At 40.1% G+C, this 26,544-nt stretch carries 15 protein-coding genes and 2 pseudogenes; 11 read left to right on the top strand and 6 right to left on the bottom strand.

Features of this window, described 5'->3' with window-relative positions:
• The first annotated feature begins 78 nt into the window (after positions 1 to 78).
• The 4 genes and pseudogenes from CDG77_RS24465 to CDG77_RS24450 all read left to right on the top strand — a co-directional run bounded on the left by CDG77_RS24465 (position 79) and on the right by CDG77_RS24450 (position 2,247).
• Positions 79 to 402 carry a GNAT family N-acetyltransferase gene (locus tag CDG77_RS24465; RefSeq protein WP_223269954.1) on the top strand — a complete coding sequence of 108 codons (324 nt, stop codon included), beginning with the start codon at positions 79 to 81 and terminating at the stop codon, positions 400 to 402.
• Between the two features lie 10 nt (positions 403 to 412).
• Positions 413 to 752 (top strand): annotated as a pseudogene (locus tag CDG77_RS24460) (hypothetical protein); the annotation flags it as partial.
• A gap of 394 nt (positions 753 to 1,146) precedes the next feature.
• A complete protein-coding gene (arr, locus tag CDG77_RS24455; protein WP_442946440.1) occupies positions 1,147 to 1,617 on the top strand; it encodes an NAD(+)--rifampin ADP-ribosyltransferase in 471 nt (156 codons plus the stop codon).
• Positions 1,618 to 1,809: 192 nt separating this feature from the next.
• Positions 1,810 to 2,247 carry a hypothetical protein gene (locus CDG77_RS24450; RefSeq protein ID WP_181154430.1) on the top strand — a complete coding sequence of 146 codons (438 nt, stop codon included), beginning with the start codon at positions 1,810 to 1,812 and terminating at the stop codon, positions 2,245 to 2,247.
• Here CDG77_RS24450 and CDG77_RS24445 read toward each other — a convergent pair.
• Positions 2,237 to 2,824 carry a peptidase M15 gene (locus tag CDG77_RS24445; protein ID WP_219852118.1) on the bottom strand — a complete coding sequence of 196 codons (588 nt, stop codon included), beginning with the start codon at positions 2,822 to 2,824 and terminating at the stop codon, positions 2,237 to 2,239. The two genes, CDG77_RS24450 and CDG77_RS24445, sit on opposite strands and share 11 nt — an antisense overlap.
• Positions 2,825 to 3,208: 384 nt before the next feature.
• Between CDG77_RS24445 and CDG77_RS24440 the strand changes: the two genes are divergently transcribed.
• Positions 3,209 to 7,693, top strand: coding sequence for an NACHT and WD40 repeat domain-containing protein (locus CDG77_RS24440; protein ID WP_094331939.1), 4,485 nt, complete (start codon positions 3,209 to 3,211; stop codon positions 7,691 to 7,693).
• 88 nt (positions 7,694 to 7,781) lie between these two features.
• Positions 7,782 to 7,982, top strand: a pseudogene (locus CDG77_RS24435) (YbaK/EbsC family protein); the annotation flags it as partial.
• 26 nt (positions 7,983 to 8,008) lie between these two features.
• Here CDG77_RS24435 and CDG77_RS24430 read toward each other — a convergent pair.
• From CDG77_RS24430 to CDG77_RS24410, 5 genes are all read right to left on the bottom strand, one after another.
• The gene (locus CDG77_RS24430; RefSeq protein ID WP_094331938.1) at positions 8,009 to 13,357 is read right to left on the bottom strand and encodes a DEAD/DEAH box helicase; all 5,349 of its coding nucleotides are present in this window, start codon (positions 13,355 to 13,357) and stop codon (positions 8,009 to 8,011) included.
• Positions 13,358 to 13,415: 58 nt separating this feature from the next.
• On the bottom strand, positions 13,416 to 14,906 hold the full coding sequence (locus CDG77_RS24425) for a B12-binding domain-containing radical SAM protein (protein ID WP_094331937.1): 1,491 nt from the start codon (positions 14,904 to 14,906) through the stop codon (positions 13,416 to 13,418).
• A gap of 56 nt (positions 14,907 to 14,962) precedes the next feature.
• Positions 14,963 to 15,520, bottom strand: a complete 558-nt coding sequence (locus CDG77_RS24420; RefSeq protein ID WP_094331936.1) for an AAA family ATPase — start codon at positions 15,518 to 15,520, stop codon at positions 14,963 to 14,965.
• Between the two features lie 168 nt (positions 15,521 to 15,688).
• On the bottom strand, positions 15,689 to 19,639 hold the full coding sequence (locus CDG77_RS24415; RefSeq protein ID WP_190234059.1) for an Eco57I restriction-modification methylase domain-containing protein: 3,951 nt from the start codon (positions 19,637 to 19,639) through the stop codon (positions 15,689 to 15,691).
• Between the two features lie 65 nt (positions 19,640 to 19,704).
• Complete coding sequence (locus tag CDG77_RS24410) at positions 19,705 to 22,551, bottom strand: helicase-related protein (RefSeq protein ID WP_094331935.1); 2,847 nt, start codon at positions 22,549 to 22,551, stop codon at positions 19,705 to 19,707.
• Between the two features lie 703 nt (positions 22,552 to 23,254).
• Between CDG77_RS24410 and CDG77_RS24405 the strand changes: the two genes are divergently transcribed.
• The 5 genes from CDG77_RS24405 to CDG77_RS24390 all read left to right on the top strand — a co-directional run bounded on the left by CDG77_RS24405 (position 23,255) and on the right by CDG77_RS24390 (position 26,178).
• Positions 23,255 to 23,845 (top strand): hypothetical protein, encoded by a 591-nt coding sequence (locus CDG77_RS24405; RefSeq protein ID WP_223269951.1) that lies wholly within the window; start codon positions 23,255 to 23,257, stop codon positions 23,843 to 23,845.
• Between the two features lie 361 nt (positions 23,846 to 24,206).
• A complete protein-coding gene (locus CDG77_RS38640) occupies positions 24,207 to 24,329 on the top strand; it encodes a hypothetical protein (RefSeq protein ID WP_258169752.1) in 123 nt (40 codons plus the stop codon).
• Positions 24,330 to 24,339: 10 nt separating this feature from the next.
• Positions 24,340 to 25,065, top strand: a complete 726-nt coding sequence (locus tag CDG77_RS24400; RefSeq protein ID WP_094331934.1) for a nuclease-related domain-containing protein — start codon at positions 24,340 to 24,342, stop codon at positions 25,063 to 25,065.
• A gap of 135 nt (positions 25,066 to 25,200) precedes the next feature.
• Complete coding sequence (locus CDG77_RS24395) at positions 25,201 to 25,800, top strand: hypothetical protein (RefSeq protein ID WP_094331933.1); 600 nt, start codon at positions 25,201 to 25,203, stop codon at positions 25,798 to 25,800.
• A 216-nt stretch (positions 25,801 to 26,016) separates the two neighbouring features.
• A complete protein-coding gene (locus tag CDG77_RS24390) occupies positions 26,017 to 26,178 on the top strand; it encodes a CopG family transcriptional regulator (protein ID WP_094331932.1) in 162 nt (53 codons plus the stop codon).
• Positions 26,179 to 26,544 lie beyond the last annotated feature (366 nt).

Below are 26,544 nucleotides of genomic sequence, written 5' to 3'. Positions count from 1 at the left end.
ACTGGCTATACTACTCTGCAAAGCAATTCATCTATTACTCCTTTATAATACACCGTATTCCTAAAAGAGTCGCACCCTATTACTTTTTGGACGGCTTGGGATGGCGAAGAACTGCTTGGATGCGGGGCATTGAAAGAACTAGATTCAAGAAGCGGTGAAATTAAATCAATGCGTACCGTCAAGGCTCACCGACGTAGGGGTGTCGCCTCAAAGATTCTGGAACAGATTATTAAAGAAGCCCAACGGCGTGGTTACGATTGCTTGAATTTAGAAACAGGGGTAATTCCAGAATTTGCTTCAGCACGAGCCTTGTATACACGGTATGGGTTTGAGTACCGAGGCCCCTTTGGTGAATACATTGATGACCCGAACAGCGTATTTATGACGAAAAAGCTTGCTTGATTGGTTAGTAACAATCACCGTTACTGCTGTTGAAATTCCAGAGTTAACCGAGCAAGAAATTAGCGATAAGCCTGACGGCATGGCTACGCTTACCGCTTGCACCTGGAGCGAAAGGTAGAACGGGCGTTTTTTGAGGCGGGAAAGGCACTTATGGAGTTACGCGTTCGTCCTTGACGTTGCCGAAGGCAGTAGAGGAAGCGGGTGGTAAAGTTCCAAGTGGTAGAATCGTCAAAGACATTGTGCAGCGCATAATGGAGCGAACCAGAGTACCAAACACCTACCACTTGGGCGAAGTATGCCAAGTTTTAGCCAAGGACAACCCCGAACTCAGAGGTAAGGGTGGGTGTTGGTGTGAGGTAAAGGTTATTTGCAGCCGCTCAAGCGAACCGTTAGCAGTAGTTACGATGCACTTCAACAGACTAAGGACAAGCAACTAAATCGAAATTACAATCATTACGAGACAAAGTAATCATGGAATTCAACCCAAACAACAATGTTGTTAAACTCTGTCTTCAAGGTATGGGCATGGAAGAAAAAGGCAAACCAGAAGAAGCAAGTAAACTGTTTCTTCAAGCCTGGAACGAAGCGACATACGACTTTGAAAAATTTATTTCAGCCCATTATGTAGCTCGATATCAGAAAAATATTTCTGACAAATTAAAATGGCTCGAAACGGCTTTGCAGTTTGCATTAAAAATAAATAACAACACTGTTAAGAGTGCAATACCTTCTCTATATTCAAACATTGCCAAATGCTATGAGGACTTAAGCGACCCTGACAAGGCAAGAAAGAATTATGAATTAGCAACTTCGTTTAAGGATAAACCTTCTGACAAAGGCCCCTTTTATCATGGAACGAAAGCAGATTTGCAGGTTGGCGATTTGCTGACAGCAGGAGGCAGTTCTAATTACAAACTTGAACTCAAAATGAATCACATTTATTTCACAGCCCTTGTCAATGGGGCGGGACTAGCTGCTGCATTAGCAAAAGGCGATAACCGTGAACGTGTTTATATCGTTGAACCAACAGGGGAGTTTGAAAATGACCCGAATGTTACAGACAAAAAATTTCCCGGCAATCCGACACGCTCATATCGCTCCCAAGCACCATTAAAAATCGTTGGCGAAGTCACAGATTGGGTGAGACAAACACCTGAAGAACTCCGAAAATGGCGTGAAAAGTTGACCAATAACAAAGGAGAAATTATGAATTAATTTCTAAGATTCCCACACCCTGCTCACCGATCGAAACAAGTACAAGTCCATCTGATTGAATATTAATTGCAGCTCCGATAACAGCAACATACGCTGCAACAAATGCAGCAATTAAAACCGACAGCAGAAGGGCAGGTTAGACCATTGACCAAGCTAGAAACCGAACAACAGCAGGAGGTTTAGCAAGCTGCTGTGGAAAAAGCTGGTGGTAAAGTGCCAACTGGCCGCATCGTCAAAGACGTTGTGCAACAAATTATAGAACGTACTCAACTACCCAACACCTACCAAATTGGCGAAGTCTGCCAAATTTTAACCAGGGACAATCCAGAACTTAGAGGTAAAAGCTGCTGTTGGGCGATTGTTAGTCAAGTGAATGACTTCATCTGTACGGTGAGAATTTGGGATGGGGAATGTACTGTTGGTTTGCAGCACCTGAAGTCTTACAATTACTTACCTGCGGAGTGTCAGCAGATGCAGGTGATTTGCGATCGCATCAGTCGGGTGTATTCCGATTCGCTAGAGGAGACAGTCAAAAGTCTGTTGCAGTCGTTGGGGAAGGTGAATCGTCCTTATCTAACTGAGTTGGAAGAAAAACTTTTGAGCCTTCTAGAGTCTGAAGTTAAAGTGTAATAGCTAACTGCGTTGTCAACTTTTCATAAAACTGTTTATGTGAACCTGAATAATTTTCCGCGCCTAAACGTGTTAAATATCCCTTTTTGCTTGTGTAAGGATTAGGGATATAGCTGTAAATGTATAGTTTTTTGCATTCGGGATTTTCAGACCAACCGATATTGAACGCAGCATACTTAGGAAAAAAGGTGATTGAATTGTAATAATCAATGTAATCGTGAATCCACCATGCTAAGGCTGTCCAATCGGCAGTTTTCTCATAATAATCAATGAAAGAATTCACAATAATGCAGGCTGTAGCACCCATATAACCCTGAGCGTCTGCAACATCCCAGATATGAACTGCATAGTTAGATGCGTTACTAGCACAATTGTACTGGTTTTTGTTTTCTGCACCTTTAGCATTGACAGCAGATGATCGATATCCAGAGCGAATGCTGATTCTTCCGAAAGCTTGTTGAATTGGTTCTAGAACTTGTTCACAAAGACTTTTGTCGGAGGCGATCGCCAAATCAGGATTATCTGGTATATTTGGAATCCCTTCAAGAAAGAGAAATTTCTGAGTGCAGAAAATCACGCATAAAAAAGTTTTTTGACAAACGTACTCGACCTAATTCTTCCAATGATTTGACAGTTTGTGGTCTTTTCATCATTGTTAATTTAATTCGACGCGATGAATACCCGCGAATATACCTTGAGTGATGGAACGGAAACGATGCCTGCGGCGAACTACGCCGAAGCAGTGATCAACTACTTCCAAAATCTACTTTGCAATCAACTCTGAAAAAATATTGTTGAACAGGAGGAGCAAAGCGACCGCTTAGTAAATTACAGTTATCAAATGTATTCTTTCGAGAATCATTGAGGAAGTATAAAATAAAACTATTTTTGGCGGTATATTATTTGTAACAGTAATTAACCCTTAGTTAGCAAGATAGCTCTGTGTTTTTGGAGTATTTTAATGAGCTTGATTAACCTGGATCTGGTCTTCAACGCAATTACTAGCATCGCCAACCCTTTGATTAAAGAAAAAATTCTGCGTTCGGAGACTGTAATTAAGTTACTCCAGCAATTTCACCTCGATCCAGAGCATCCACCTGCTGATTTTAGTGGTGTTTATGCTTATGCCTTAGTAGAATATGGGGTAGGCAAACCTAAGCCATTGCTCGAATTGTTCCGACAAAGAGCAATTAAACAAGCTTTTCGCACAGCATTAGACCACAATAACCCCTCAATTCTGCTTTCTGAGGTTGATGCTTTTCTAGATACCTATACCTTGGGTGATGACATTAGAAGTTTGGAACTTGATGTCAGGCGAGAAGTGGCTGAATTTGCGACTGTATTTATTGAAGTTGCGAAACGCACTCGCACACCCTCTGATGTGTTGCTAAACCAGAAAATTGGTTCTCTACATAAAAGGATTGCTTGTATCCAAGAACAACTGGAAAGATTGCCAACGCTGGAGGGAATTCGGACAGAAATAGCAAGGTTGGCAGTAGAGAATTATCCCGCACTACCAGGAACTGCAACTGAAACTCAATGTAGAGCGATCGCTCTTGCCCAGCAGATGCGAGGATGGTTTGAAACCTTGGGCTATAGCCTGGAAAAATATGAAATCTGGGCGGAAGAATATTTTGAATGGATAATTCACATCCCAGTACGTCGCAGTTATGACCGTATTCTTATACGTGGCGTTGCAGGAGAGGTGGGACTGAGTGATGTCATGGCGTTGCGTTCCTCAGTTGAAGAACAAAAAACTGATGAAGGATGGCTGGTGACTACCCGTCGGATTTCCCGCGCAGCAAGAGATGAAGTCAAGAAAGAAGAAAATCGTCACCTTGACTGTTTTACATTTGACGAACTCATTGACTTGGATGCTGACTTTAATGGTTATCTCGACTGGTTAGAAGCAGAAATAAAACGCCGAAAAGTTGATACAAAATATGTACCGCTTGCTTGTACAAAAGAAGAAATTGACCCAATTACCAAGCGGCGGATTGGGGCGAGTCGTTATGAGGAAGAAGACGGCTGGATTGATGGGTATATCGACCTTTGGCTTGATGACCCAGCTAAAGAGCATATTTCAATTTTGGGAGAATTTGGTACAGGTAAAACTTGGTTTGTCTTTCACTATGCTTGGACTGCATTGCAACGTTACCGCGATGCCCAAAAACGTGGCGTTGAACGTCCCCGTCTGCCTTTGGTAATTACCCTGCGTGACTTTGCCAAGGCACTAAATGTTGAGAATGTTTTGGCAGGTTTCTTTTTTACCCAACACAATATCCGCATCAACAGCGAAGTTTTTGACCAACTCAATCGCATGGGTAAGTTGCTGCTCATTTTCGATGGCTTTGACGAAATGGCAGCAAAAGTTGACCGTCAACAGATGATTAACAACTTTTGGGAACTGGCGAAGGTTGTAGCTCCCGGTGCTAAAGTCATCCTCACCTGTCGTACTGAGCATTTCCCAGAGGCGAAGGAAGGACGTGCTTTACTAAATGCAGAGCTGCAAGCATCAACTAAAAAATTGACTGGTGAAACACCTCAATTTGAAGTGCTGGAACTGGAGAAATTCAACGATGAGCAAATTCGTGCCTGTTTGTCATACCAAGCTGAAGCAGCAGCAGTAGAACAAGTAGTAGGCAATCCGCAATTATTAGACTTAGCTCGTCGCCCGGTGATGACTGAATTAATTTTAGAAGCATTGCCAGATATTGAGGCAGGTAAACCTGTGGATATGTCAAGGGTTTATCTGTATGCAGTGCAGCGTAAGATGGAACGGGACATCAAAGCGGAGCGTACTTTTACTTCTTTAGCAGAAAAACTTTACTTTTTGTGCGAACTCTCCTGGGAAATGCTGTCCACTGACCAAATGAGCCTGAATTATCGACTGTTCCCAGAACGCATTCGCCGCTTATTTGGTTCTGTTGTTCAAGAAGAAAAGGATTTAGACCACTGGCATTACGACATGATGGCGCAGACGATGCTTATTCGTAATGCTGATGGTGACTATACTCCAGCGCATAGGTCGTTGTTAGAGTTTTTTGTAGCGTATAAATTTGCGGCTGAGTTGGGGGCATTAGCTAGCGATTTTACAGAATTAGCAAAAGCACAGTCAGGTTTTGATAGCAGTGCAACGCCTGTTGATTATACTTGGTCTGGTTATTTTTCGCGTCAAGTGAGTAGTGAGGCGATGTATGCGGAAACCCCTTTGGGGAACGCACTTTTGTTGAGGGACTTTATTAGTGAGTCGCTGGAGAAGTTGAGGGAGACTTTGGGGCGATCATCACTCACTAAAGCGGTAATGGATTTGCTTGTGCCGATGTTAGGTAATAAAGACTCTCTAATTAGTGTTATTGAATTGACATGTGGTAAAAATGAGGAAGAGGTGGGTTATGTTGGTGGGAATGCGGCAACGTTGGCGGTGAAAGTTGATAAGAGGGCATTGGAAGGAAAAGATTTTAGTGGATCTGTGATAAAGGGGGCTGACTTTAGTAATGCTTTTTTGTGGCGGGTAAAATTGCCTAATGCAAATTTGGCTGAATGTGTTTTTACTCAAACCTTCGGTAGTATTCATTCAGTAGCATTTAGCCCTGACGGAAAAGTTTTTGCAGCCAGCGATGACAATGGACAGATTCATTTGTGGGCAGTGGTGGATGGTAAAGAAATTTTGAATTTCAAGGCACATACTTTCCGGGTCTTATCAGTTGCCTTTAGTTCCGATGGTACAACACTAGCTAGTAGCAGTACAGACCGTACAGTACGTATATGGGATGTGAAAACTGGTGAGTGTCTAAAAATCTTGCAGGGACACACAGGTTGGGTTCGTTCGGTTGTCTTTAATCCCAATGCAGAAATCCTTGCTAGTGCCAGCAATGACCGAACAATACGTATATGGGATGTGAAAACTGGTGAGTGTCTAAAAATTTTAGAGGGGCACACAAGTTGGGTATTTTCGGTTGTTTTTAATCCTAATGCAGAAATACTTGCTAGTGCTAGTGATGACCAAACAATACGTATATGGGATGTGAAAACTGGTGAATGCTTAAAAAGTTTTCAAGGACATACAAAAAGGGTAATGTCAGTTGTTTGGAGTTTAAATAGTGCTATTTTTGCCAGTGGTAGCGATGATGATAATATACGCTTATGGTCTGTCAACACGGGTGAATGTCTGAGAACTTTACAAAGCAATAGTAATGGAGTAAGGTCAGTAACCTTCAGTCATGATGGTCAAATTCTTGCCAGCGCAGGTCATGATGCGACAGTAAAGTTTTGGGATGTTCACACAGGTCAATGCTTGAAAATTTTACAAGGACATTCTCAATCGATTGAATCAATTGCTTTTAGTCCTGACAACCAGATACTTGTTAGTGGCAGTTATGACCAAACAGTCAGATTATGGAATACTGCTGATGGTAAATGCCTCAAAACTTTGCAGGGATATAGTATCAATTGGGTATGGTCAGTGACCTTTAGTCCTAGCGGTAAAATTCTTGCTAGCGGTAGTCAGGATAATGCCGTGAGATTATGGTCTGTTAGTACAGGTGAATGCCTTCAAACTTTACTTGGTCATACTGGTAGGGTATGGTCAGTTGGTTTCAATCCTCAAGGCAATATTCTTGTTAGTAATAGTGATGATGAAACTATTAGATTATGGTCTGTTAGTACAGGTGAATGCCTTAAAATATTTACAGGAATTACAGGAATTAATAGTTATAATCGTCGAGTTAGGTCAATTTGCTTCAGTCCTGATGGCAAAATCATTGCTAGCGGCAGTGCTAACAAAACCTTAAAGTTATGGAATGTTAGTGACGGTAATTGCTTGCAAACTCTTGAGGGACACACTAAAACAGTACAATCATTAGCTTTCAGTCCTGATGGCAAAACACTTGTTAGTTGTAGTGATGATTCAACATTAAGATTATGGAATGTTAGTACATCTGAATGTATACAAATTTTGCAAGGTCATACAGATGAAGTACTTTCAGTTGCATTTAGCTCTAATGGGAAAATCGTTGCTAGTGGTGGCTATGAAGGGACAATGAAGCTATGGGATATCAGCACAGGTAAATGCATAAAAACTTTCCCTCAAGATACTGGATCTATCGAATCAATTGCTTTTAGCCCTGATGCTACAATTTTGCTTAGTTGCAGTACTGACCAAACTATCAAGTTATGGGATATCACTACGGGGAAATGTTTGAAAACTTTACAAGGGCATCTTGGTGCAGTATGGTCAGTTGCCATCAGTCCACTAAGTACGACTATAGCTAGTTGCAGTCAAGATGAGACAATTAAGTTGTGGGATTTTAATACAGGCGAGTGTCTAAAAACCTTAATGCTTGAAAGACCCTATGAAGGTATGAACATCACAGATGTTACAGGTTTAACCTCAGTTGAAAAAGCCTCCCTCAAAGCATTAGGCGCAATGGAAGATGGAGAATAAATCAGAGAAAATATGCAAGGATGGTTAAGCGATCGCTCTACGGTTTCCTTTACATTAATATAGTAAGACAGTTGCTCTCAAGGAAGTTCAGCCAGTAACAGGATACATTCGTGGCGGTGTGACAGCTTTAGCTAGCAAAAAAGACTATCCAGTTTACCTTGATGAAACAGCAACCCTATTTGAGCAGATCACTGTTTCTGGTGGAATGCGAGGTATGTTGCTTCTGCTATCGCCAGATGATTATTTACGTGCAGTTAAGGGTACTTTGGGAGCAATTGTACAAAATTAGGGGTCAGTGGATGGATTTGTTCTAGGTTATAAACTTGCTAAAACAAGCAATTCAGTTTGCCAACCTTCACTATGGCTTAAGCTAAGGACAGTATAACCAGTCTCGTACCTAAGATTATCGCGCTCAATCTTATCTTGCTGGCGTTTATCAGGGCTATCATGCACTGAACCATCACAGAAAATAGCGATCGCCTCCTCCTCATAAACAAAATCTGGTTTACAGTTCGCTTCTAGAATAAATTTCTGAGCAGCATCAGGTAATTTGTAGCCCCGTTGATAAATTTCTTGCAAAACCACACGCTCAAAATCAGAGTTAGGGTCTGTCTGTTCCAGCAATTTTTGATATTGCTGATCGCGAGAAAGCCCTTTGACTTGAGTAATAACGCTGCTCTCCAGTAAGAGGTCAAGCCAAGGTTTGATTAAATGACGATTTATCAGTGCATGGTCAAATTGATTGCGGTAAGAAAGCAAACATTCATAGCAAGCTTGAATACAACTGTCTTTAGGTTGTGTAAAATGACAAATGTCGAAAGCTGCATCAGCAATTTTTCTAAATGCCTCTGGTTTTTCTAATAGCTGAGAGAGTACACCTGCACCACCTTCAGCAGCTTCCCAGAACAGTAAATACTTGCCTTCGCCTAGTCGTTCTGAGTCGAGTTCATCAGCTTCTAATTTGTAAACGGCTTGAATTGCAGTTTCTAAGGTGTATTGCAAGGTGGCAATAAAAGCTTCTTTATCCTCAACAGGAACATTTAATGGCTCAACAATCAAGATATTGCAAGTATCATCAACCATTAAATTCACTTCGGTATGCAAGCTATCGGGTGTCTGTTGAGCCAGTGGATTTTTATGGTCGCCCCATACACCCGTTGTTGGATTGAGCTTAAATCCTCGTTCTTCTCTATTCTTCTTCAGTCCCCGGTTAATTCGCCAAATGGTAGCTGTAGCTCCATAGGTTAATTTGAACAGTGGCGTACCGTCAGCAGCTTGAACAATAGCTGATTCCCGCTTTTGGCTAGCGTAGCGGAAATGAGTGGTGATGTTGTAGCCGTACTTGAGCCGTTCTTCTTCGTCGCAGGTAATGCGTTCTCGACGACGAGCGATCGCAGTTTCCATTGGTAGTACACGAGTCAATTTGGCTACATTGCCATGAGCATCAGGTTTAATTTCTGCACCGCAGTTTTCACAAGTGTCACGAAAATCGCCGTCGTGGTAATACCCGCAGTTAGCGCAGACACTCACCCGTTTATACTCGCCTTCAATGCCACCAACGGGAACTTTTGTTTTGGCCACCATGAATTTACTACCTTCGTAGTAAAGGATATTATTGGGAGCAAATTCCCGTAATGCCATTGAGCGGGGGCGAGAAATAAATTCACCACCTTCACCAGGCGGAATAAATGCTCGGACTGGCAGGCGAGGGAAGTTGAACCCTGGTAAAAACCCTTCGGCAGCAAAGTAACGATAGGGATAAAATTCAAACTGGGAATTACTCTTGCCTTGGCTGTGTCCTACAAGTAAATCAATTTGTCGTTGTGCTTCTCGTGACTGTGATTCGGCATTTTTGCGTTCTTCTTGGGTGACATCACCTCTAGCAAAACGGTCAATGGTGCGACGGGCAGATTCTAACTGTTTAACTGACTCTATATATAAATCTCGCCAACGCTTACAGGCACGGTCAAAAGCATTCAGAGCATTTTCGATGGTATTCTGTAACCAATTTACAGAATACCAAGAAGCTTTTTGCAGATCCTCTTGGCAGAAAAAATCTGAGAAAATAGACTGAGCGGCTTGCAGACATTGGGTTAATTTGGCTTGGCTTAGAGTAAGTTGTTGGCGAATGCTGTCTTTGAGGGGATAGTTTTCTAATTCCAAATCCAAGATTTTATTCATGGAATCTTCCAAGTAAACCCCAGTATGTGCTAGCCAAATCGAGTAAACATGAGATTTAATTAAATCCTGGTTGGCTAATTCTAGTTTTGGTGGAGCAACTACCCCAGCAACCATTTGATTTTGTCGTTTGAAAAAGTATTGATCGTGACCGCTACCAATGGAAGCATAAGTAATGACTAAAGCTTGCTGTCCACTTCTACCAGCACGACCACTACGTTGGGCGTAATTAGCAGGACTGGGGGGAACGTTTCGGAGATGGACAACGCTAAGGTCGGAAATGTCGATACCTAATTCCATTGTCGGAGAACAAAACAATGCAGCTAATTGTCCTTGACGGAATTTTTCTTCCCGTTCTTGACGGTCTTTGTTGCTTACCTGTCCGGTATGTTCTCGCCCTTCCATTGTTTGGATTTGCAAGGCATTGGTTTGGTAGAAACCTTGGAAAAATTGGTTAACTGATATATTGGGTTTATCGTTACCCTGCAAGCGACGCGATGTTAAGGGATCGGTAGGGATTTCCTTGAGGTTAGTTGCTTTCCATAGTAGTGAGTCTATGCGTAGCTGCACCTCAGATTTTTCTTGCACTAGGTAGCCAGCATCACATAAAGCATCAATTAGAGTAGTGATTAAGCTATTGAACTCTACATCTGTTAAAAGGTGGCTAAGGAGCGACCATGTATTCGGCGATCGCAAAAATCGTCCAATTTTACTTCTAGTAGTAAGTTTGACTTTGGCTCTTTCATTACCACCAGTGCTAATAGTTGCCCAAGTTGCTAAGTATAAGTACTCATTTTCATCGAATACCCAAGGTTCTTTAAGAGCTTGAATAACTTCGCTTTTGAGTGAATCTTTCTGGTCTGGTTGTAAAAGTTTGGCATCAATTGCCAATTCTCGCCTCAGATGGTTAAGGAATGCTTGGGTAATGATGAAACGTTCTTGCGGAGTGGCTTGTAGTAAAAGAGGATGGCGGTGTTTTTGCCAAAGGTTGTTGTCAGCACAGTCTTCTTGTAGTCCATTATATTCAATCACTAACAGTCCGCACTGTTCGAGGTTGGGTTGGACGATGCGCCATCCCCGACGCAAGTCTTCGTAAAGGCGATATTCAATCAGTTTGCGAAAGGCTTCTTCATTGCGCCGCTTACCGCCACTAAATTCTGCTGGTTGCTTGGCATAGTCGTTTTGAGTAATTCCCATGTAGTGGACGACTACACTAGCTAATTCGCTGTGGGTGAGTTGCCCTTTGGCTTGAATTGCGCCTAAAAGTGCAGCCCGTAAGAAACTGGTTTGGACAAAATCATTGAAATGCCCTGCTTGTAATGAAGCATCTTGACGATTATCAGTAAAACTGAGGATTTTGGCAGCTTTAGCTTTCTCCCCTGTAAAGACTTGCTTGAGGCGGCTGGTGGTAGAAAGACAAAGTAGAGTGGTCGCGGTACTGCGTCCTTCACTGCTGAGGCGAGAGAGTTTAGCAAATTCGTTGCGCTTCTTATCATGAAGTACGCCGCAGTTGAGACAGGTCAAAAAGGGTTTAGGAATAAACCAACAAGTAGTTCCTTGCAACAGGGAGGATGTAACTTTACCATTGGGTAGGATTTGGAGTTTTCGAGGAATAAACCGTGCAAAGTCTTTTTTGGCAACCCGTCCTTTCTTTTTAGTTTCACTAAACCAAGAGTCAGGAAGTCTATCTTCATCGCTTGTATCCCAAAGTTCTGGTTCATCAAGGGTAAGATAACCTTCGGTAATATCTGCATCATCAGGACTAATATCTAATGCAGTAGGCAATTGGGGCAGGGTAATATGCTTATCCGCATCGTAGCGAACGACATAATAATCTTGTCCGCATTCCCGGCAAAAAACGAGGGGATAAAGCAGGCGGTTGTCGGTGGTTGTATATTGACCTTCAAGGGTTAAATGGCGTTTGTCTCGATTTTCAATAGTGGCGTAAACGCTTCCCCCTTGGGAAATAAACTGATGTAGGCGAAAGGCAAGTCCATTAGTTTTACTTCCCCACAGGAACATCTGTTTGAGGACTGTTAGACAAGTTTCCTCTAGAAGCTGGGTTTGTTCGGCAAGTTTGGTTGCACCTGTTTCTAAGCTGATGGGTTGACGGCGAACGAGATGTCCTTCTCTTTCTTCTAAACCGAAGTTCATCTCGATCCAGTGGCTCAAGGAGTGGTTTCGGAATTCTATTAGTGTTTGTTCTAACTCGGTTGGTAAACCTGCCAAGATTCCTTGGCACAGTTGTTCAATAGTAGGTTCAGCGCGTTGGATAGAACGTTCTAGGGTTTCATCAATGACATTGTTGGGTTTAATTTCCACGCCAAATAATTTACTAGCGACATCTGCCACAACTTGGCGGCGTTGTTCGCGGGAACCGACCGTTGACATGGTGGCACTTGTGCCAATGCAGAGTAATTCGTCATTACTTTTGCTACGCTGACGGAGTTTGCGGATCAATATGGCAACGTCTGCACCTTGTCGTCCCCGATAGGTGTGTAATTCATCCAGTATCAGGAATTTTAAATTGGGAGACTCTACCAGTTTATTTTCGTGAGTGCGTGAGAGCATTAACTCTAGCATCACGTAGTTGGTGAGTAAAATATGGGGTGGGTTGTTTTGAATTTCGGTTTTCCTGGTTAAACTTTCTTGCCCGGTGTATTTTTCAACACGAATATGAGTATTCGGAACTTGGCGTAAAAATTTGTCGAGTTCTTCTTTTTGGGAGTTAATTAAGGCATTCATCGGATAAACCAATATTGCCCTGACTCCTAAAATTTCAGGATGACGCAGTAAATCATCAAAGATAGGCACGACGTAAGTCATGCTTTTACCGGAACCTGTACCTGTGGTAACAACGTAAGGTTCTTGGCGCTGTGCGGTTTCAAATGCTTGCTTTTGGTGGTAGTGGAAAGTAAAGGGTGTGCCGTCTTTTTTGTAGAAGTATTTCTCGCAGTCTGGATGAAGCGTTTGCTGTTGTACTAACTCTTTAACTGTTGCACCTTTTTTGTAACTGGGATTGAGTTGAACTAGGGGGTCAGTCCAGAGTTGCCCCTTGTCTAATTCTGCGTCTACAAATTCTTTGACTTTGCGATCGCGGATTTTGAGGAAGCTTTCAATATAGCGGCGGTAGTCGCCTATTACCTCGTTGCGGAAGTTAAAGATATCAAGGGAATCAGGAATTGATAATTGGGACGACGTGCCTTTTTGTTGTGTGGGAATGTGTCCTAAGCGATGGTCAATGTATTGGTAAAGTTGGTTGGCAAAGGTGTCTGTTAGGGTGTTAGTGTCAAAAATCTCTGTTAGTTCTGCATCATCCCATTCTTGGGGAACATGGGTGAAAATTAGGTTTAGTTGTTCAGAGGTGATAGAAACAATATTTGTACAATCAACTAATGCTAATCTTTGTCCGATGAGGGAACTAATAGATAAAATAGCTGGTTCTGGCTGTTTGATTAATTCTTGTAGTTTGACCGGGATTTTCATAATTAAAAGCTAATATATTAATATAAAAACTGCCTCAAATAGCGATTAGTCTCATGTTTTACATTCCAGCTTTTAAGTAATCCCAAAGTACTTGCCTATTTGATTCCGTTTCTTTCAAATCTTTGGAAAAAGGTAAAGAATCAATACCAAAATTAATAGCAGCATCGACAAATTCGGTGTAGGAAATTTTTGGAGAAAAATAACCATATCGCTTTTGAGTATAGAAAGTGTCGATAGTCTGAAAAGATTTAGCAAACAAAACTCCTAGCTCTTGGAGAGAATCATAGGTTAATTCCGAACTAGGGTTAATAGGCCATAGATGTCTTGACTGCCAAACTGCATCTGTAATAATATTTCCTCCATAACGCTTAACTTCTTCTTTTATTCCCCCTTCTAAAGATGAACCAGGATACAGTAAAAGAGGATATGCTGAAACACTAGTGACATAGGGTATATTCTTAGTAAGATAAGAAAATGTTGTTGCTATTGTTTCTAAAGTATCTCCTATATAAAAAAGAATATTGAGCTTGATCATAATACCAAGGTCATAGGCAGCACGCAGTATTTCAGATGCTCTGTCAAGATACCTTTGGGGATCGCGAGTTTTACCCATTCGGAGAAGAATATCAAAAGAAGCACTTTCTAATCCTAAATCCAAAATTCGACAGCCCGCTTTTGCTAATTTTTCTAGACGGCTTGGAGTTAAATATTCTACACGCGTGCTAGTTCTCCAGGTAAAATTTAAACCTCTCTCTTGACGTTGAATAGCTAACTGGGATATTTCTTCATCTTGCATGAGAAACATAGGTGTTTCTAGATAAATACAAATTTCATTATCCCCATATATATCAGTAATATATTCCGCTTCATCAATAATAGAGGGTATGTCCTTTTTACGCACTCCAGTTTTTGCAGAAACACAGAATTCACAGCCGAAAGTACAACCTCTACCAACTTCCAAACTTGGTGCAAATGTCTGAAAATTTGGATAGAGGCTATAGTTAAGTCGAGTCATTTTTTGAGGATTAAAAGCTAAATCATAATGAGTTGAGCAAATCTCTCCATCAAGATCACGATAAACAATATTATTAATTGTATCAAGAGGCTTTTTGTTAGTAATATGCTCAACAAGTTGACACAAAATCTCCTCACCTTCACCTCTCACTACTATATCTATCGCTGAACATTCCAATAATACTGTTTCTGCAATTTGTCCAACATGATCTTTCCCACCAACAATTATAGGAATAGATGGAAATCTCTTGCGAATTGTGCTAGCTATTTTTAGGCAAGGAGGATAACTAAAACCACTGACGCAAGATAAACCAATCACTTGAGGCGAAGTCTGTTCAATTTCTTGTAAAAGTTTTATTAAACAATCTTCTTCAGGATGGGATTGAGGGTCAAAAATACCAACATTAAATCCTCTCTCTGTCATATAAGAGGCGATTACTAAAATGCCAAAATTCAGCCTTTTTAAAAAGGAAAAAGCTAAATCATAGGGTTTTTTACCTAAATCGATTGGGATATTAACTAAAAGTAAATCCATTATTTTACCTATTGTTTGATTTTTTGAGTGTTTAGTAGCTGTTTAGATTTGTTAAATTAAGAAACTTTTGTAACTAAATTAGTGAGTAAAGTTTCCACTTTGTGAAATAATTCTTCTGATAGACCATCATTAATAATCATAAAATCTGCTATAGCTATAGTTCCACCTAGTTCGATTTTCTCAATTTCTCTATAATCTCGTGCTTCAGCTTCATCTCTTTTAAATGGTCTTATTGTTCTAGAAGCTAGGCGTTTATAACGGATATGCTTGGAAGTAAATAAAGCTAAGACTACTAATTTATCACCGAACTCTTTTTTCAGAGATTTATATTCACTAAAGCTTCTTATGCCATCAATGATAACAAAAGAATTTTTCATCAATTTAGCTTGAATCCAAGGTAAAGACAGTTTTACACAAGCATCCATTCCATACTGAGTTCTGATTTCTTCTCTAACTATTGGCTCTGTCAGGGGCGTAATTTCTAGTCCGCGTTTTAAGATTTCTTCTCTGATTAAGTCTCCAAAGCTTAATACAGGCAAGTTATGATTTTTAAAATATTCTGTTACTGTACTTTTACCAGAACCAGGCATACCAACAATTGCTAATACTTTCATTGCTTACCAATCTAATTTTATTAAGAAGAAATTGAATAAAATCTAATATGCGTCTTAATTACAGCAAACTTCAGAAGTCTTGAGTAAAATAGGCTAAGTATCTAGTTTTGATTCTAGATTTTGTACTTGGTTTATATACAATCTGCTGTAAGAATAATCAGGTTTAATTTAGGTATCAAACATTCTATCCCATGCCTCCAAAACTAATCTTTGTGTGCGGTATTCACCAAACTGCTTCATTTCGTTATTCTTCAACACGCGGAATGTTTCGCTGGGGAAGTCTGCACCATAGACATCAGTAGGGTCTACGATATATCGCAGTTCATCACGGGTGAGTCCGTAAAGTTTGGCGTAATATGCGTCTAATTCTGCTCTTAATAATGCGCGTCTGTTAGGGTTCCAAATGAAGGGTTTGCCGTCGTATCCCATATCATTGGCGAAGGGTTGCATATCCCAGGCGGTGTAGACTAATTCGAGTACGCGATCGCTAATAAATTTGATATCTTCTGCGGTGTATAATTCTGGGGGAAGAACGGGGAGTTGTTTTAGGATGAAATAACTAAAGTCAGTTCCACCCATTTTTTGTCTAGTTACGAAATCAAATACTAACGAATTTAAATTAGCTAAGAGGCAACCAATTAATGAGATAATTTTTTTATTATTAATCAAAACAAGTGGTGCTTTATGTCCTATAGCAATTTTAGGTAATACACTAAAAATAGCAGTACGTTCATCAGTTGACCTACAAATACTTCTAAAACCCAAAAGCCAATCTTTATTCCACTTTTCAGCTAAACGATTTTTCAGATCAACTCGACTCACCCAATAACGCGGCTGAACAGCAAAATGTGGATTTTGCTTTACTTCTTCTAATGGTTTAGGCAATATTCCGACATTAAGCTGTGCTTGTGTTGCATCTTCATAGGTTGAGTAACGGTGATCAAACTGGTGAAACATCTTCGCTTCATAGAGTGGAACTAAACCATTACCCGCTTGATTTTTAAACAAATAGCTATCGGTTGACATATTAAACAATCCTTGCATAAATGAAATACCCCAAGGATTACTCCCGCTTTTCTCATTTTCCAAAACAGGAACACGCTGATAAATTTTTTTTGTTAATTCTGCATCAGTGCCAGTGCGAAATACTGGACAAGTAAAAGTGTTAGGGTTTAATAAGCTAAATTCATAATTATCAAGATTAAATTGCCTTTTCGGGTCATTTGCTTCAGAGAAAGTATAAGCAAGCCAAGAAAAATTCATCTCATTAAAATTAGCTTTTGAACCTCCAAGGATAACAATACAAAAAGTAACTACATGTTCAATTCCAGTAAAAATGAACCTCTCATTTTTAAATCCGGTTATACTTTTAAGTGTTGAAGACTCCACTAAATTACGGAAAAAACCTGATGTAGTTGCATCAGTTGCAATTCCTGTAGGAACAATAACACCTACCCTTCCATCAGGCGAGATTAATTTTCTCGTAGTTTCAGCGAATACGGCATAAGTATTAATTTTTCCGACAGCAGTTAAAGAAAATCTACCGGATTCACGGATAAACTTGTTTTGGGCATCAGCATCATGTTTGATTTCTTCAAAAGCTTGTGCTAACTCAGGATTTCCCTTGGGTAGTTCCTTAATCAACTTCTCTCGTGCTGCTTTATTTATAGCGTTAGCAATTTCCGCACTTCGAGAAGCAAAAAACTCTTTTTCAGCTATTTGAAGTAATTCCCAAGGTGGATTACCCAAAACACAATCAAATCCCCATTTCCCCTTATTTTCTGGAAAAATATCAGGAAATTCGATGCACCAGTGGAAAAAATGCTTCTCCTCAGCTAATTTATTTGCTGCATTTACAATGTTATTTAATTCGTAGTTCGTAATACGTAATTTGTAACTATTGTCTGATTTATAAATTTTTTCTACTTTTTCGCGCTCTAACCGATTTAATGCTTCGGTTGTTGGTAGTAACTGCAAATCATGTTCAGTTAGCGGCATAAAAAATGCTGCTGTCCATAAGTTACAGGCAGAAAACTTGAGCCACCAATTAGGTTCTTGTAGATTCTCTTTATATTTCTTTTGTTTACTTCTAACTTCTTGTGGTGTCGTCTCAGGAATTACCCCCAATTCTCGCCACATTTCTGCATAATCTATATTATCAGTTGCTAACTTTTCATAAATTGATAGTTGATCTTTATTTTCCCGTTCTTTCTTATTTCGCTTTTTAAGCTGTGTTGCTAATGGTTTATCATCCCCAGTTACAGCTTTAAACGCTTCATCGGGTATTCCTTCATCTAGGCAACTAATATCTAATACTCCAACCAAGGAATTACCACATTTAATTCTGTGGTCTAAAAAGCTAAGTGGTAACTTACCAGGAAATCCTTCAATCCATAACGCAACCTTGCATAAATCCACTGCTAACGGGTTTAAATCCACCCCATAAATACAATTTTGAATAACATCTCGAATTGCTAATTTTAAAGGTTCAATTCCAGGCTCTCCTTCACCTGTACGGACTTTGGCTAATTCTTTACCAATACGCCTTGCTGCTGCTAAAAGAAAATGACCTGAACCACAAGCAGGGTCACATACCTTTAAACTAAGAAGTGCTTTTTCTAATTCTTGATTGTTTTCTGAATTGCCTAGCTGCTGTTTTATACTGCGAAGTTTTTCTTCAATTACTGGTACAAGTGCAGTTTTTATCAGTTGTTGTACAAGCTGTGGCGGAGTATAATAAGAGCCAGTAGTTTTCCTGTCGCTGCCAAAAACTAAAGCAAATTCATATATCCCTTGATGCAAAATTACTTGTGGATGAAAATCAAGTAAACTTTCATACACACTTCCTAGTTCTTCTACGTCTAAATACTCATAATTAACCCGCCGTAGTTGTCCCTTGTCTTGGTATAACGATAGCTGACGAAGTGCTATCAGTAAATCATAATTATCAATTGCACAATTATCTAAAGCTGAAAGAGTACCCGAACCAAATAAATCTCCATTGAGGGGAGACAAACCTAGTACTTCACCGCGCCAGTTTTCATCAAACAGCAAGAAAGTTACCCACAAACCTTGCCATAAATCTTGAAAACCTTCCCGTCGCCAATGAGGACGTTCGGCTAACTCTCGCAAGCGTTCAATACTGTAATATTCTCGGTAGATTCGCGTTTTCTCTAAGTCTTCTCCAATTAATAATAAATTGCGAGATTCTGCCACCATTAAAAACAGCAAGCGATAAATTAATCGCAACAATTGGCGATAGAATTCGTAATTTGTAACTTCTGCTTCATAATTGGGGATAATTCCAAGTTTTTGACGCAGCCGTTCGTTTTGCGGATGTTGAATAAAGCCATTACCTAGCTGAATTAAGGCTTTTTCAACCCCATCCCGTAGTTTTTCACGTACCCGTCCCCCCTGTTGCAGTGCTTCTTGGTGGTAATATTCCAGCAAGCACTTATCCGCATCATCCATACCTTCAGGTAAGCGGGAACGGTGAAACAACCGATAGAATAGCCCAAACTCAGCAAAGTTCTCGCCACAGAGAATCTGCTCTAAGTCAAATTCGATATAAGTAAGACGAGTCATCAAGGAAGAGTCACGCAGTAACCGCCAACGGAAGCCATTGGTTGCGATCGCCCACAGATGCTCTGTCTTGTTAAGATACTCTTGCACCAGTGCGTGTGCTGATAACCTGGGTGTGCCACTAGGAGGACGTTTATCGATTTCTAGCCGACAACCAATAATGTGGATAGGTGGCTTATTTTCTCCTGCTTCCGCACGGTGAGAAATCGCATAAGTTTTTTCCTCTACCACTTCGGCAGTTGCAGTGTATACAGGTTCATAACCTAGACTTTGCAGTAATGGCACTGTCCAAAGTTCACGGGTAATTGTAGTAGCCGAGTTATTTTCATCGAGCCTTGCCAATGCGCGTTGAAATGCTGCCCAGTATGCTTTAGCATCACCCCAAGCAGTAGCAATTTCATCTGCTAATTTATCAGTTTTATTAAAACCAAAGTCTTCTGGTAATTGTCCTTTGATTCTGCCTTCTAGCATTTGGGCAGTCATATCTGGAGCTAGTAAATTTCCTTCGATTTGAAGCGCAGTTAATGTAGTTTTCATATCTGGAGAATTAAAAATAAAAAATTAATAGCTGCTAGCAGCACAGTTGCAGGACAACCAGCCTTTTACTTACGTCCGGGTTGCAGAATAAAAATGCCGAGAACATCCATCGGCAATTGGGGGGTGACGCGAATTCGACCTTCTTGGGTCATTGTTCTGACGCGTCTATGGCTTTGTAAAAGTTCTTCTGCTCTTTCTCTGGCAAACTTTTCCAAATCTGGCTGGAGTTCTTCTAGCCTTTGGAGTAACTCACTAATTTCTACCTGCTTAATAGCTTTACCGACATCGCTGACTGGCTTTGCTTGTTGCAGTAGTGATGTTGCTTCCAACTGCGTCAACCAGCTAGGGCTAGAGGGCGAACCTGTAAAGCCAATAACCGCGCATTCTTCCGCTAGTAGAGATGTGGTATTTCGCGTTTCTGTAGTACGTTTAGAACTGTCTAACAAATGCCGTAACCTTACCAGCAGCAAAGTTGTGCGCTTTTGTACCGCATTAGTTGTAGTAAAGCCGCATCGTGCTGCGATCGGTTCATTTGTATGGGAGAGTGCATCTTCTAAGATGTACCGTGACAAGCCTTCTACTAAAGGGTGATTTCGGCCTACGTATTCCACGCCCTCTGGTGTTGGGGTGGTAAAAGAGAGTAAACGCGACTTATCCCCTAAAGTTGACTTGAGAAAATCCGGTGGTTGGGAAAGTAACCATCCCTGCTTTTTCTTAATTAAAGAACAAGATATGCGATCGCAAGCCGAGAGAACAAATCGCTCTACATCCTGTTCATTCCCTAAAATCTGGTCTGAGTCAATTAATTCCTGTTCTACTTGCTCAGGCTTAATGGCACGTTGAGCAAAGCGAGTCCGATTGGTTTTTTCACGTTCTACTGCCTTGTCCCAATTCTTATGAACTTTATCAACCGCAGATTCTTCTTGAAACTCAAACAGCGATAACTGAATAACTTCAGTAGTACGCTCAAAAAGGGATTTAAATACTGCTTCCGCTACAGTAGTACTTTCCATTGGTACGGGAACAGTAATCCCTAAAGACTTGTGAATCTGCACAGCTTTGCGAATCAGAACATCGAGAACTGCACCATCAACAGGATTATCTCGACCATAAAGCAAGCAGGCTTTTACCTTAGTTGCTGTTTGCCCGTAGCGGTCAATACGTCCTTCGCGTTGTTCTAACCGGTTAGGATTCCAGGGTAAATCGTAGTGAATTACTGCACTAAAGTGCGTTTGCAGATTTACCCCTTCACTCAAACAGTCTGTAGCAACTAGCACTCTTTGAGGATAAGATTTTAACTCTTCTAGTCGAGTTTCCCGCTCATCTTCAGAAAGTTCTCCAGTAATCGCAATTACACGGATCTGACTACCTTTTTTCTCTAATTTTTGCCTGAGAGCATCAGCTACATAGTTTGCTGTCGCAATATAGCGACACCAGACAATCGGGTTCATCTGGTCTTTGAGCAGAGATTCTACCGTAGCAATGCACGATTGCAGCTTTTGGTCTTTGCCACCTTGCAACTTCTCTGCTGCTTGCACAAAAGCTTTAAGTTTACGTTTGTCTGCGTCTTTGTAACTCTGCTGTCCCTGTTCTATCACCACAGTTGGCGATGCATCAACCGCTTGTTCTTGCTCTGTGGGATCGTGGACATAAGAACTCATCAAATTTTCGTCTAAATCAGCCAGTAAGCGTTCGCCCGATTTACTAACTTGGCGATTTAATGTAGCGATCGCAGCCGCAGGCGAAGACATGACACAACGGATCAAAGCCAAAGCCGACCAGTATCTTCCCCGACGTTGAGCATGGCTCATGTCCGCCGTAGTCGTTTTCACTAGACCACGGGCAAAATTATAGACTTCATCAAATAGTTCTTTGTACTCTTTCGATAAGTTATATGATTCCTCGCTTGACTCTCGTTCAGGAAAAGGAGTTTCATTCCCTAACCAAAGTTTGACATCTGCCCGTCTGCGCTGAACGAAATGATTGGCTAAGTGGTCGCGTTGTTTGTCAGTTAAGCTATTGAGATTGAAATGCTCAAACTCCGGCTTCAGCCAACCTAAAAGTGAGAGAAAAGATTCTTCAATCCCACTGTGAGGAGTAGCTGTAAGTAACAGTAAATGCTGTTCTTGTTTTTGGGCAATTTCTGTAATTAGCTGGTGTCGCTGCTGCTGGGATGTAGTGGTTTTATTTGGACGGGCGCAAGTATGTGCTTCATCCACAATTACTAAGTCAGGGCAGTGAGTTATAAAACTAGCACGACGACGCTCTGCCTTGGCATAGTCCAAGCTAACAATCAGGTGGCGATAATAACTAAAAACACTGTCATTATTAGGTATGTTTCGCTCTAATTTGGAAGCTGTGCCAGAACGTACTACCACCGCATCAATATGAAACTTTTCACTTAATTCCTGCTGCCATTGATCGCATAAGTGTGGTGGACACAGTACTGCAATTCGCTTCACCTCACCTCGGTCTAGCAATTCACGAGCTATCAATCCAGCTTCGATGGTCTTACCAATACCCACGTCATCAGCTACAAGCAGTTTTACCGTCTCTAACTTTAGTGCCATCAATAAAGGAACTAACTGGTAAGGACGGGGACGCAATGACAATCGTCCTAAACAACGAAAAGGCCCTGCACCGCTACGGAGTAAAAGACGTGCAGCATCCATAAGCAAAAGTGCGGCTGCATGATCTTGTACGCTAGTAGCTTGAGGAAGAGGAAATGTAGCTGATTCAATCTTCTCTAGCTCTTCTTCTAAAAGCTTTTGGTAGATACCAGCAATTTCATCTTCATTGCCTGAAAGCGGTCGTAGACGAATAACATCTTGATTTTCTGAAGGTAGTATCACCCATTGCCGACTGCGACAGGTGACTATTGAACCAGGTGAATGGTTCATAGTTTGTGCCATTGTTAGCCTATATTAGTATTGAAAATTTGGCAGCAGATTAATAAGTAAAAATAGTAATTATTACTTATTAATACCTTTGAGCAAGCAAGTTGATGCTCACAAGTCTATTCCGTTTTAAAGTACGCTTGAGTACAATGCAACTAGTGGTATTACGTAACTAAGCCGCTTTATAAAAAATTTTATTAAGGAAAAGCAAGGGAGAATTGATGCGATCGCAGTCATAGAGAATTTTCCAAAGGCTACCCAAAGCCCAAGGTAAACACATCTAAAGTATAAAAATCCTCTAAGACTTGGGTTGGGTTTGGGTATTTTATAATTTAGCCTGTTTTTTGAGCAAGCTCCCTTATTCAGTAAGGGTCTGGTAAACAACCGTGCGTTTGCCCTGATCCAAAGCCGATTTAATACCTGGCGTTGCATTTACATTATCTGTGATCGTTTGAAAAGTTGCGTCAAGATTCACTTGACAATTGAGATGTTAGAAAAGCTACTGCTATGGGAAAACTTGAAATAAGACCCTGTGCTGAAAAATCTTTCTGTGATTCGTCAGCCCAATGCTACCAATTACAAGATTACTCAGCAGGAATGGCAGCGTGTGCATGAGTTGAAAGGGTAGCGATAGCTTATCCTCTTATTAACTTAAAGCAAGCTGTTGATTTATTTTGGCTACAAAAGGTAAATCGAGGAATAAACTTAATTTTTTAAAATGACTATGAATTTACTGAGTAATGCTGATAAATTTTTTCAGATAATAACTTACTTGGGCATATTTGCTTTATCGGCTTGCGCTCCTGCATCATCTCAAGGCCAAGTACTTACTCCTAAAGAAGGGAACTTCAGCATTTTGATGCCGGGTTCTGTTGTAGAGGAGGTTAATACTCCACTTAAAGGCATAACAACCCGCACATGGACAGCTATAAAAGGTGAATCTGCATATACTGTAGCTCAATCAACCTTTGCTAAAAAAATAGCTCCTGAAAAAATTCCAAAAATTTTACAGGCTCTTAGCGAATCTGCAAATGAGTCTAACTTTGTGAACGGTAAAAAGATATCTGAAACTTCTGTTATGAAGAATGGATATAAATGTTTAGATTTTACCTTAACAGGAGTTCCCAGCCCTTCATTACAAGCAGAAAGTAAGAAAAATAGTATAAATATTAACAGTAAGTTAATGTATCAAAGAAGTTTACTTTGTATCAAAGATAGTCAAGCGGTTGAAGCTCTAGCATTACTACCATCATCTGAGGAACTAAAGTCTAAGGGCGCATCTTTTATTCAATCGTTAAATTTGAAGTAAGAGCGATCGCGGTTCACTAGAATCTTTGCTGTTCCTGGCTTAATTTAGTTTGGCTCAATATTGCTGCTAGACATATTATTCATAAGCTGTTAATTATTATGTGTTTCTACTGTCTGCTTAACAAAGTAAAATGATTTACCTTATATCCCATTCACAGTTCTTGTTTTAAAATTATCTAAGCTTTATACTCAAGAAACTATTCAATTACTTCATCACAGTTTTAAACTTGATAGCAGTTTCTTGATAGCCTTTAGGCGGCTTAATTATTATTGGTTTAGGTGTTGCTCTAATCGTATATGCAATTACCAATAAAAATCGGTATTTAGCAATTCACAGTCACCGCAACTCAATTGTTATTTTCATGGATAAGCCACCAGAAGTATATCAGCAGTTTGCTATGGGTGTGCTGGCATTATCTCGTAAGCTAAATACGTCCAGCACTATGCAGACAAAACCTGCTCAAAATTCCGTTCAAGTTCATTAGAAAACTGGTTATGAAAACTCTGCAACAGTCGCTAAAGTTAAGAGCAGTATTCCAAGAAAAAATAACTGCTAAAAAGTCTGCTGTACGCCAAGAAATTCACCAAGCTTTAGGTGACAGTACATTAAGTGGATTAGCTTCATTCGTTTATGAATTTAAGCAAGCCAAAAATCAACTCAAAGGCAGCATGGGTGAATGGGGAATTTCAGCCATATTGCAATACTTTCCTGATACTTGGGTTATGTTCAATAATGCTCTAATTCCTACTAATAACTCCGGTGGTTTAACCGAGATAGACCACTTACTTATAGGTACAAAAGGCATTTTCTTATTGGAAATCAAAACTTGGAAGGGTTCATTTACAGCATACAACGATAAGTGGAAACGTCGAGAAGGCAGTAATTGGGTGGCAATAACTCATAGTCCAACGTCTCAAAGTGCTTACCATCAACAGATGTTTGCTCAATGGATAGTTTCTGTAGTTCCCGCTCTCCCTAATAATTGCGTTTATGCTCCTGTGGTCTTCCCTATCGCTAAATGGTTGGGAGTTAACAATTGCTCAGTACAAGTTTTTCAAGGTGTACCTGCACTACTGCAAGCAATGGGTAGCTGTCCTGAGTGTTTGAGCGAACAGCAAATACAGGCGATCGCCTCTGCTGTGGCTAATTATCAGATTCCCGAAAATACGACCCCAACGCCTAAGCCAAAACTCCTTAAACGTCATAATTCTAGCAGTTAAGTGTTGCTACTTTATTTTTTAAGTAAAACCTAAATAGGCTTATCTACTAGTCAGAATAAACAGCACATTACAAGTGATGTTTTTAATTGTAAAACGGGAATACTAAACATAGAACATTGTTTTTATTTTCATACTATGAATAAACCAAATATTGTAGACAATGGAGAACAAAAACGGCGAAAGTCTCATTGGCCTACATATCTACCATATCCTAGTTGCTGGTTAAAATCCTTTATTTTAATGATATTCCTGAGAGTAATTGGATTTGTAGCTGAAATTTCAATAAAATTAGGATATGATGTTGCTAAGTTTGCAAATAGCCCAGAGTTACTGGCTATATTTGTGATAATAACTCTCCTGTCTCCAATTGCCGTTATTGCTTTTACGCATCACTATTTACATTTGTTCTTCAGCCGTTTTATTTCAGAAATTCAAGCACCAGAAATAGGGATTGTAACAGGGATAATACCAAAATTAATGAGTTGGTGGGAAGGTCTATACGGCTGGCTTGTAATTATCTTATCTACTTTGGTTACTTGTTTAGTTTGCACTATAATTTTACCTGTATTTCATCTGAGTTATACAAAACCTCCTGAAACTTACACCCAGTTTGAGCAGCAGATTATAGTAATATTTGGGATTATATGGTTAATTCAAGGAGCGCTTATTTATCAAATTGATTACTTAGTTAAGCAGCGTTTAATATCTGTATATTCTGGCAAACCAAAACTATAACTAAAGCAATAATATTGATGTTATATTCATAATATTTACTTCTAAATCACCTAAAATTCATACATTATACTCTATTTAGACTCTTCACTACGGTTTCAAAGTTTGCAGCGTTTACTTCACAGCTTCTTGAGGCTAATATCCTTACATTTATCATTGTCATAACAGTTTGAGTGATTGATACCATAAGAATAGTTTCAAGTCAAGTTAATTTAACCAGTGAATAAAAAATGGGCTGTTAAACGAATAACAATAAATCTGACATCAGGTGAAGCAGAAATATTAGAAAAATACTGCTCAATGACAGGAAGACCAGCAACAGACTTTATTCGGGAGTTAATTCGTTCTTTGCCAACGGGAGAAATGCCCAATACAAATTGAACTGATGAGCGCGATCGCTTACTTTGTTCAATTCAAGTACAGAATACCAAAGCTAGAAACTGGTTCATATAATGCTGATTGCTGTATCAATAAAAAATCTACCTAAATAGTTAATAAAGCAGCTAAACTAGCTCCATAGTTCAATTTCTAAGCTAGCACAACCTAAATTTATAAATTCCTTACTATCTCTTTAGATATTCCTCTGAAAGTTCATGATTAATGCTGATGTGGTTCTTAGCTTTGGGGGGAGAAGAGGAACGAGCGTCTTGATTGCTGACTGTTTGCCGAAAGGAAAGTTAGCTAAAATTCTTTGGAATTTCATGTTGTACCTTGTTTTCAAGCACAAGACGTTTCAGTATATATTAA

It is taken from the genome of Nostoc sp. 'Peltigera membranacea cyanobiont' 213, assembly GCF_002245975.1.
Lineage (GTDB): Bacteria > Cyanobacteriota > Cyanobacteriia > Cyanobacteriales > Nostocaceae > Nostoc.
This window is presented reverse-complemented; position numbering and strand designations above follow the sequence as displayed.

Coding starts and splice junctions, on each gene's coding strand:
- CDG77_RS24405 (WP_223269951.1), top strand. CDS start 23,255: ATGACTATGAATTTACTGAGTAATGCTGATAAATTTTTTCAGATAATA.
- CDG77_RS38640 (WP_258169752.1), top strand. CDS start 24,207: ATGGATAAGCCACCAGAAGTATATCAGCAGTTTGCTATGGGTGTGCTG.
- CDG77_RS24410 (WP_094331935.1), bottom strand. CDS start 22,551: ATGGCACAAACTATGAACCATTCACCTGGTTCAATAGTCACCTGTCGC.
- CDG77_RS24430 (WP_094331938.1), bottom strand. CDS start 13,357: ATGAAAATCCCGGTCAAACTACAAGAATTAATCAAACAGCCAGAACCA.
- CDG77_RS24415 (WP_190234059.1), bottom strand. CDS start 19,639: ATGAAAACTACATTAACTGCGCTTCAAATCGAAGGAAATTTACTAGCT.
- CDG77_RS24440 (WP_094331939.1), top strand. CDS start 3,209: ATGAGCTTGATTAACCTGGATCTGGTCTTCAACGCAATTACTAGCATC.
- CDG77_RS24425 (WP_094331937.1), bottom strand. CDS start 14,906: ATGGATTTACTTTTAGTTAATATCCCAATCGATTTAGGTAAAAAACCC.
- CDG77_RS24395 (WP_094331933.1), top strand. CDS start 25,201: ATGAATAAACCAAATATTGTAGACAATGGAGAACAAAAACGGCGAAAG.
- CDG77_RS24420 (WP_094331936.1), bottom strand. CDS start 15,520: ATGAAAGTATTAGCAATTGTTGGTATGCCTGGTTCTGGTAAAAGTACA.
- CDG77_RS24400 (WP_094331934.1), top strand. CDS start 24,340: ATGAAAACTCTGCAACAGTCGCTAAAGTTAAGAGCAGTATTCCAAGAA.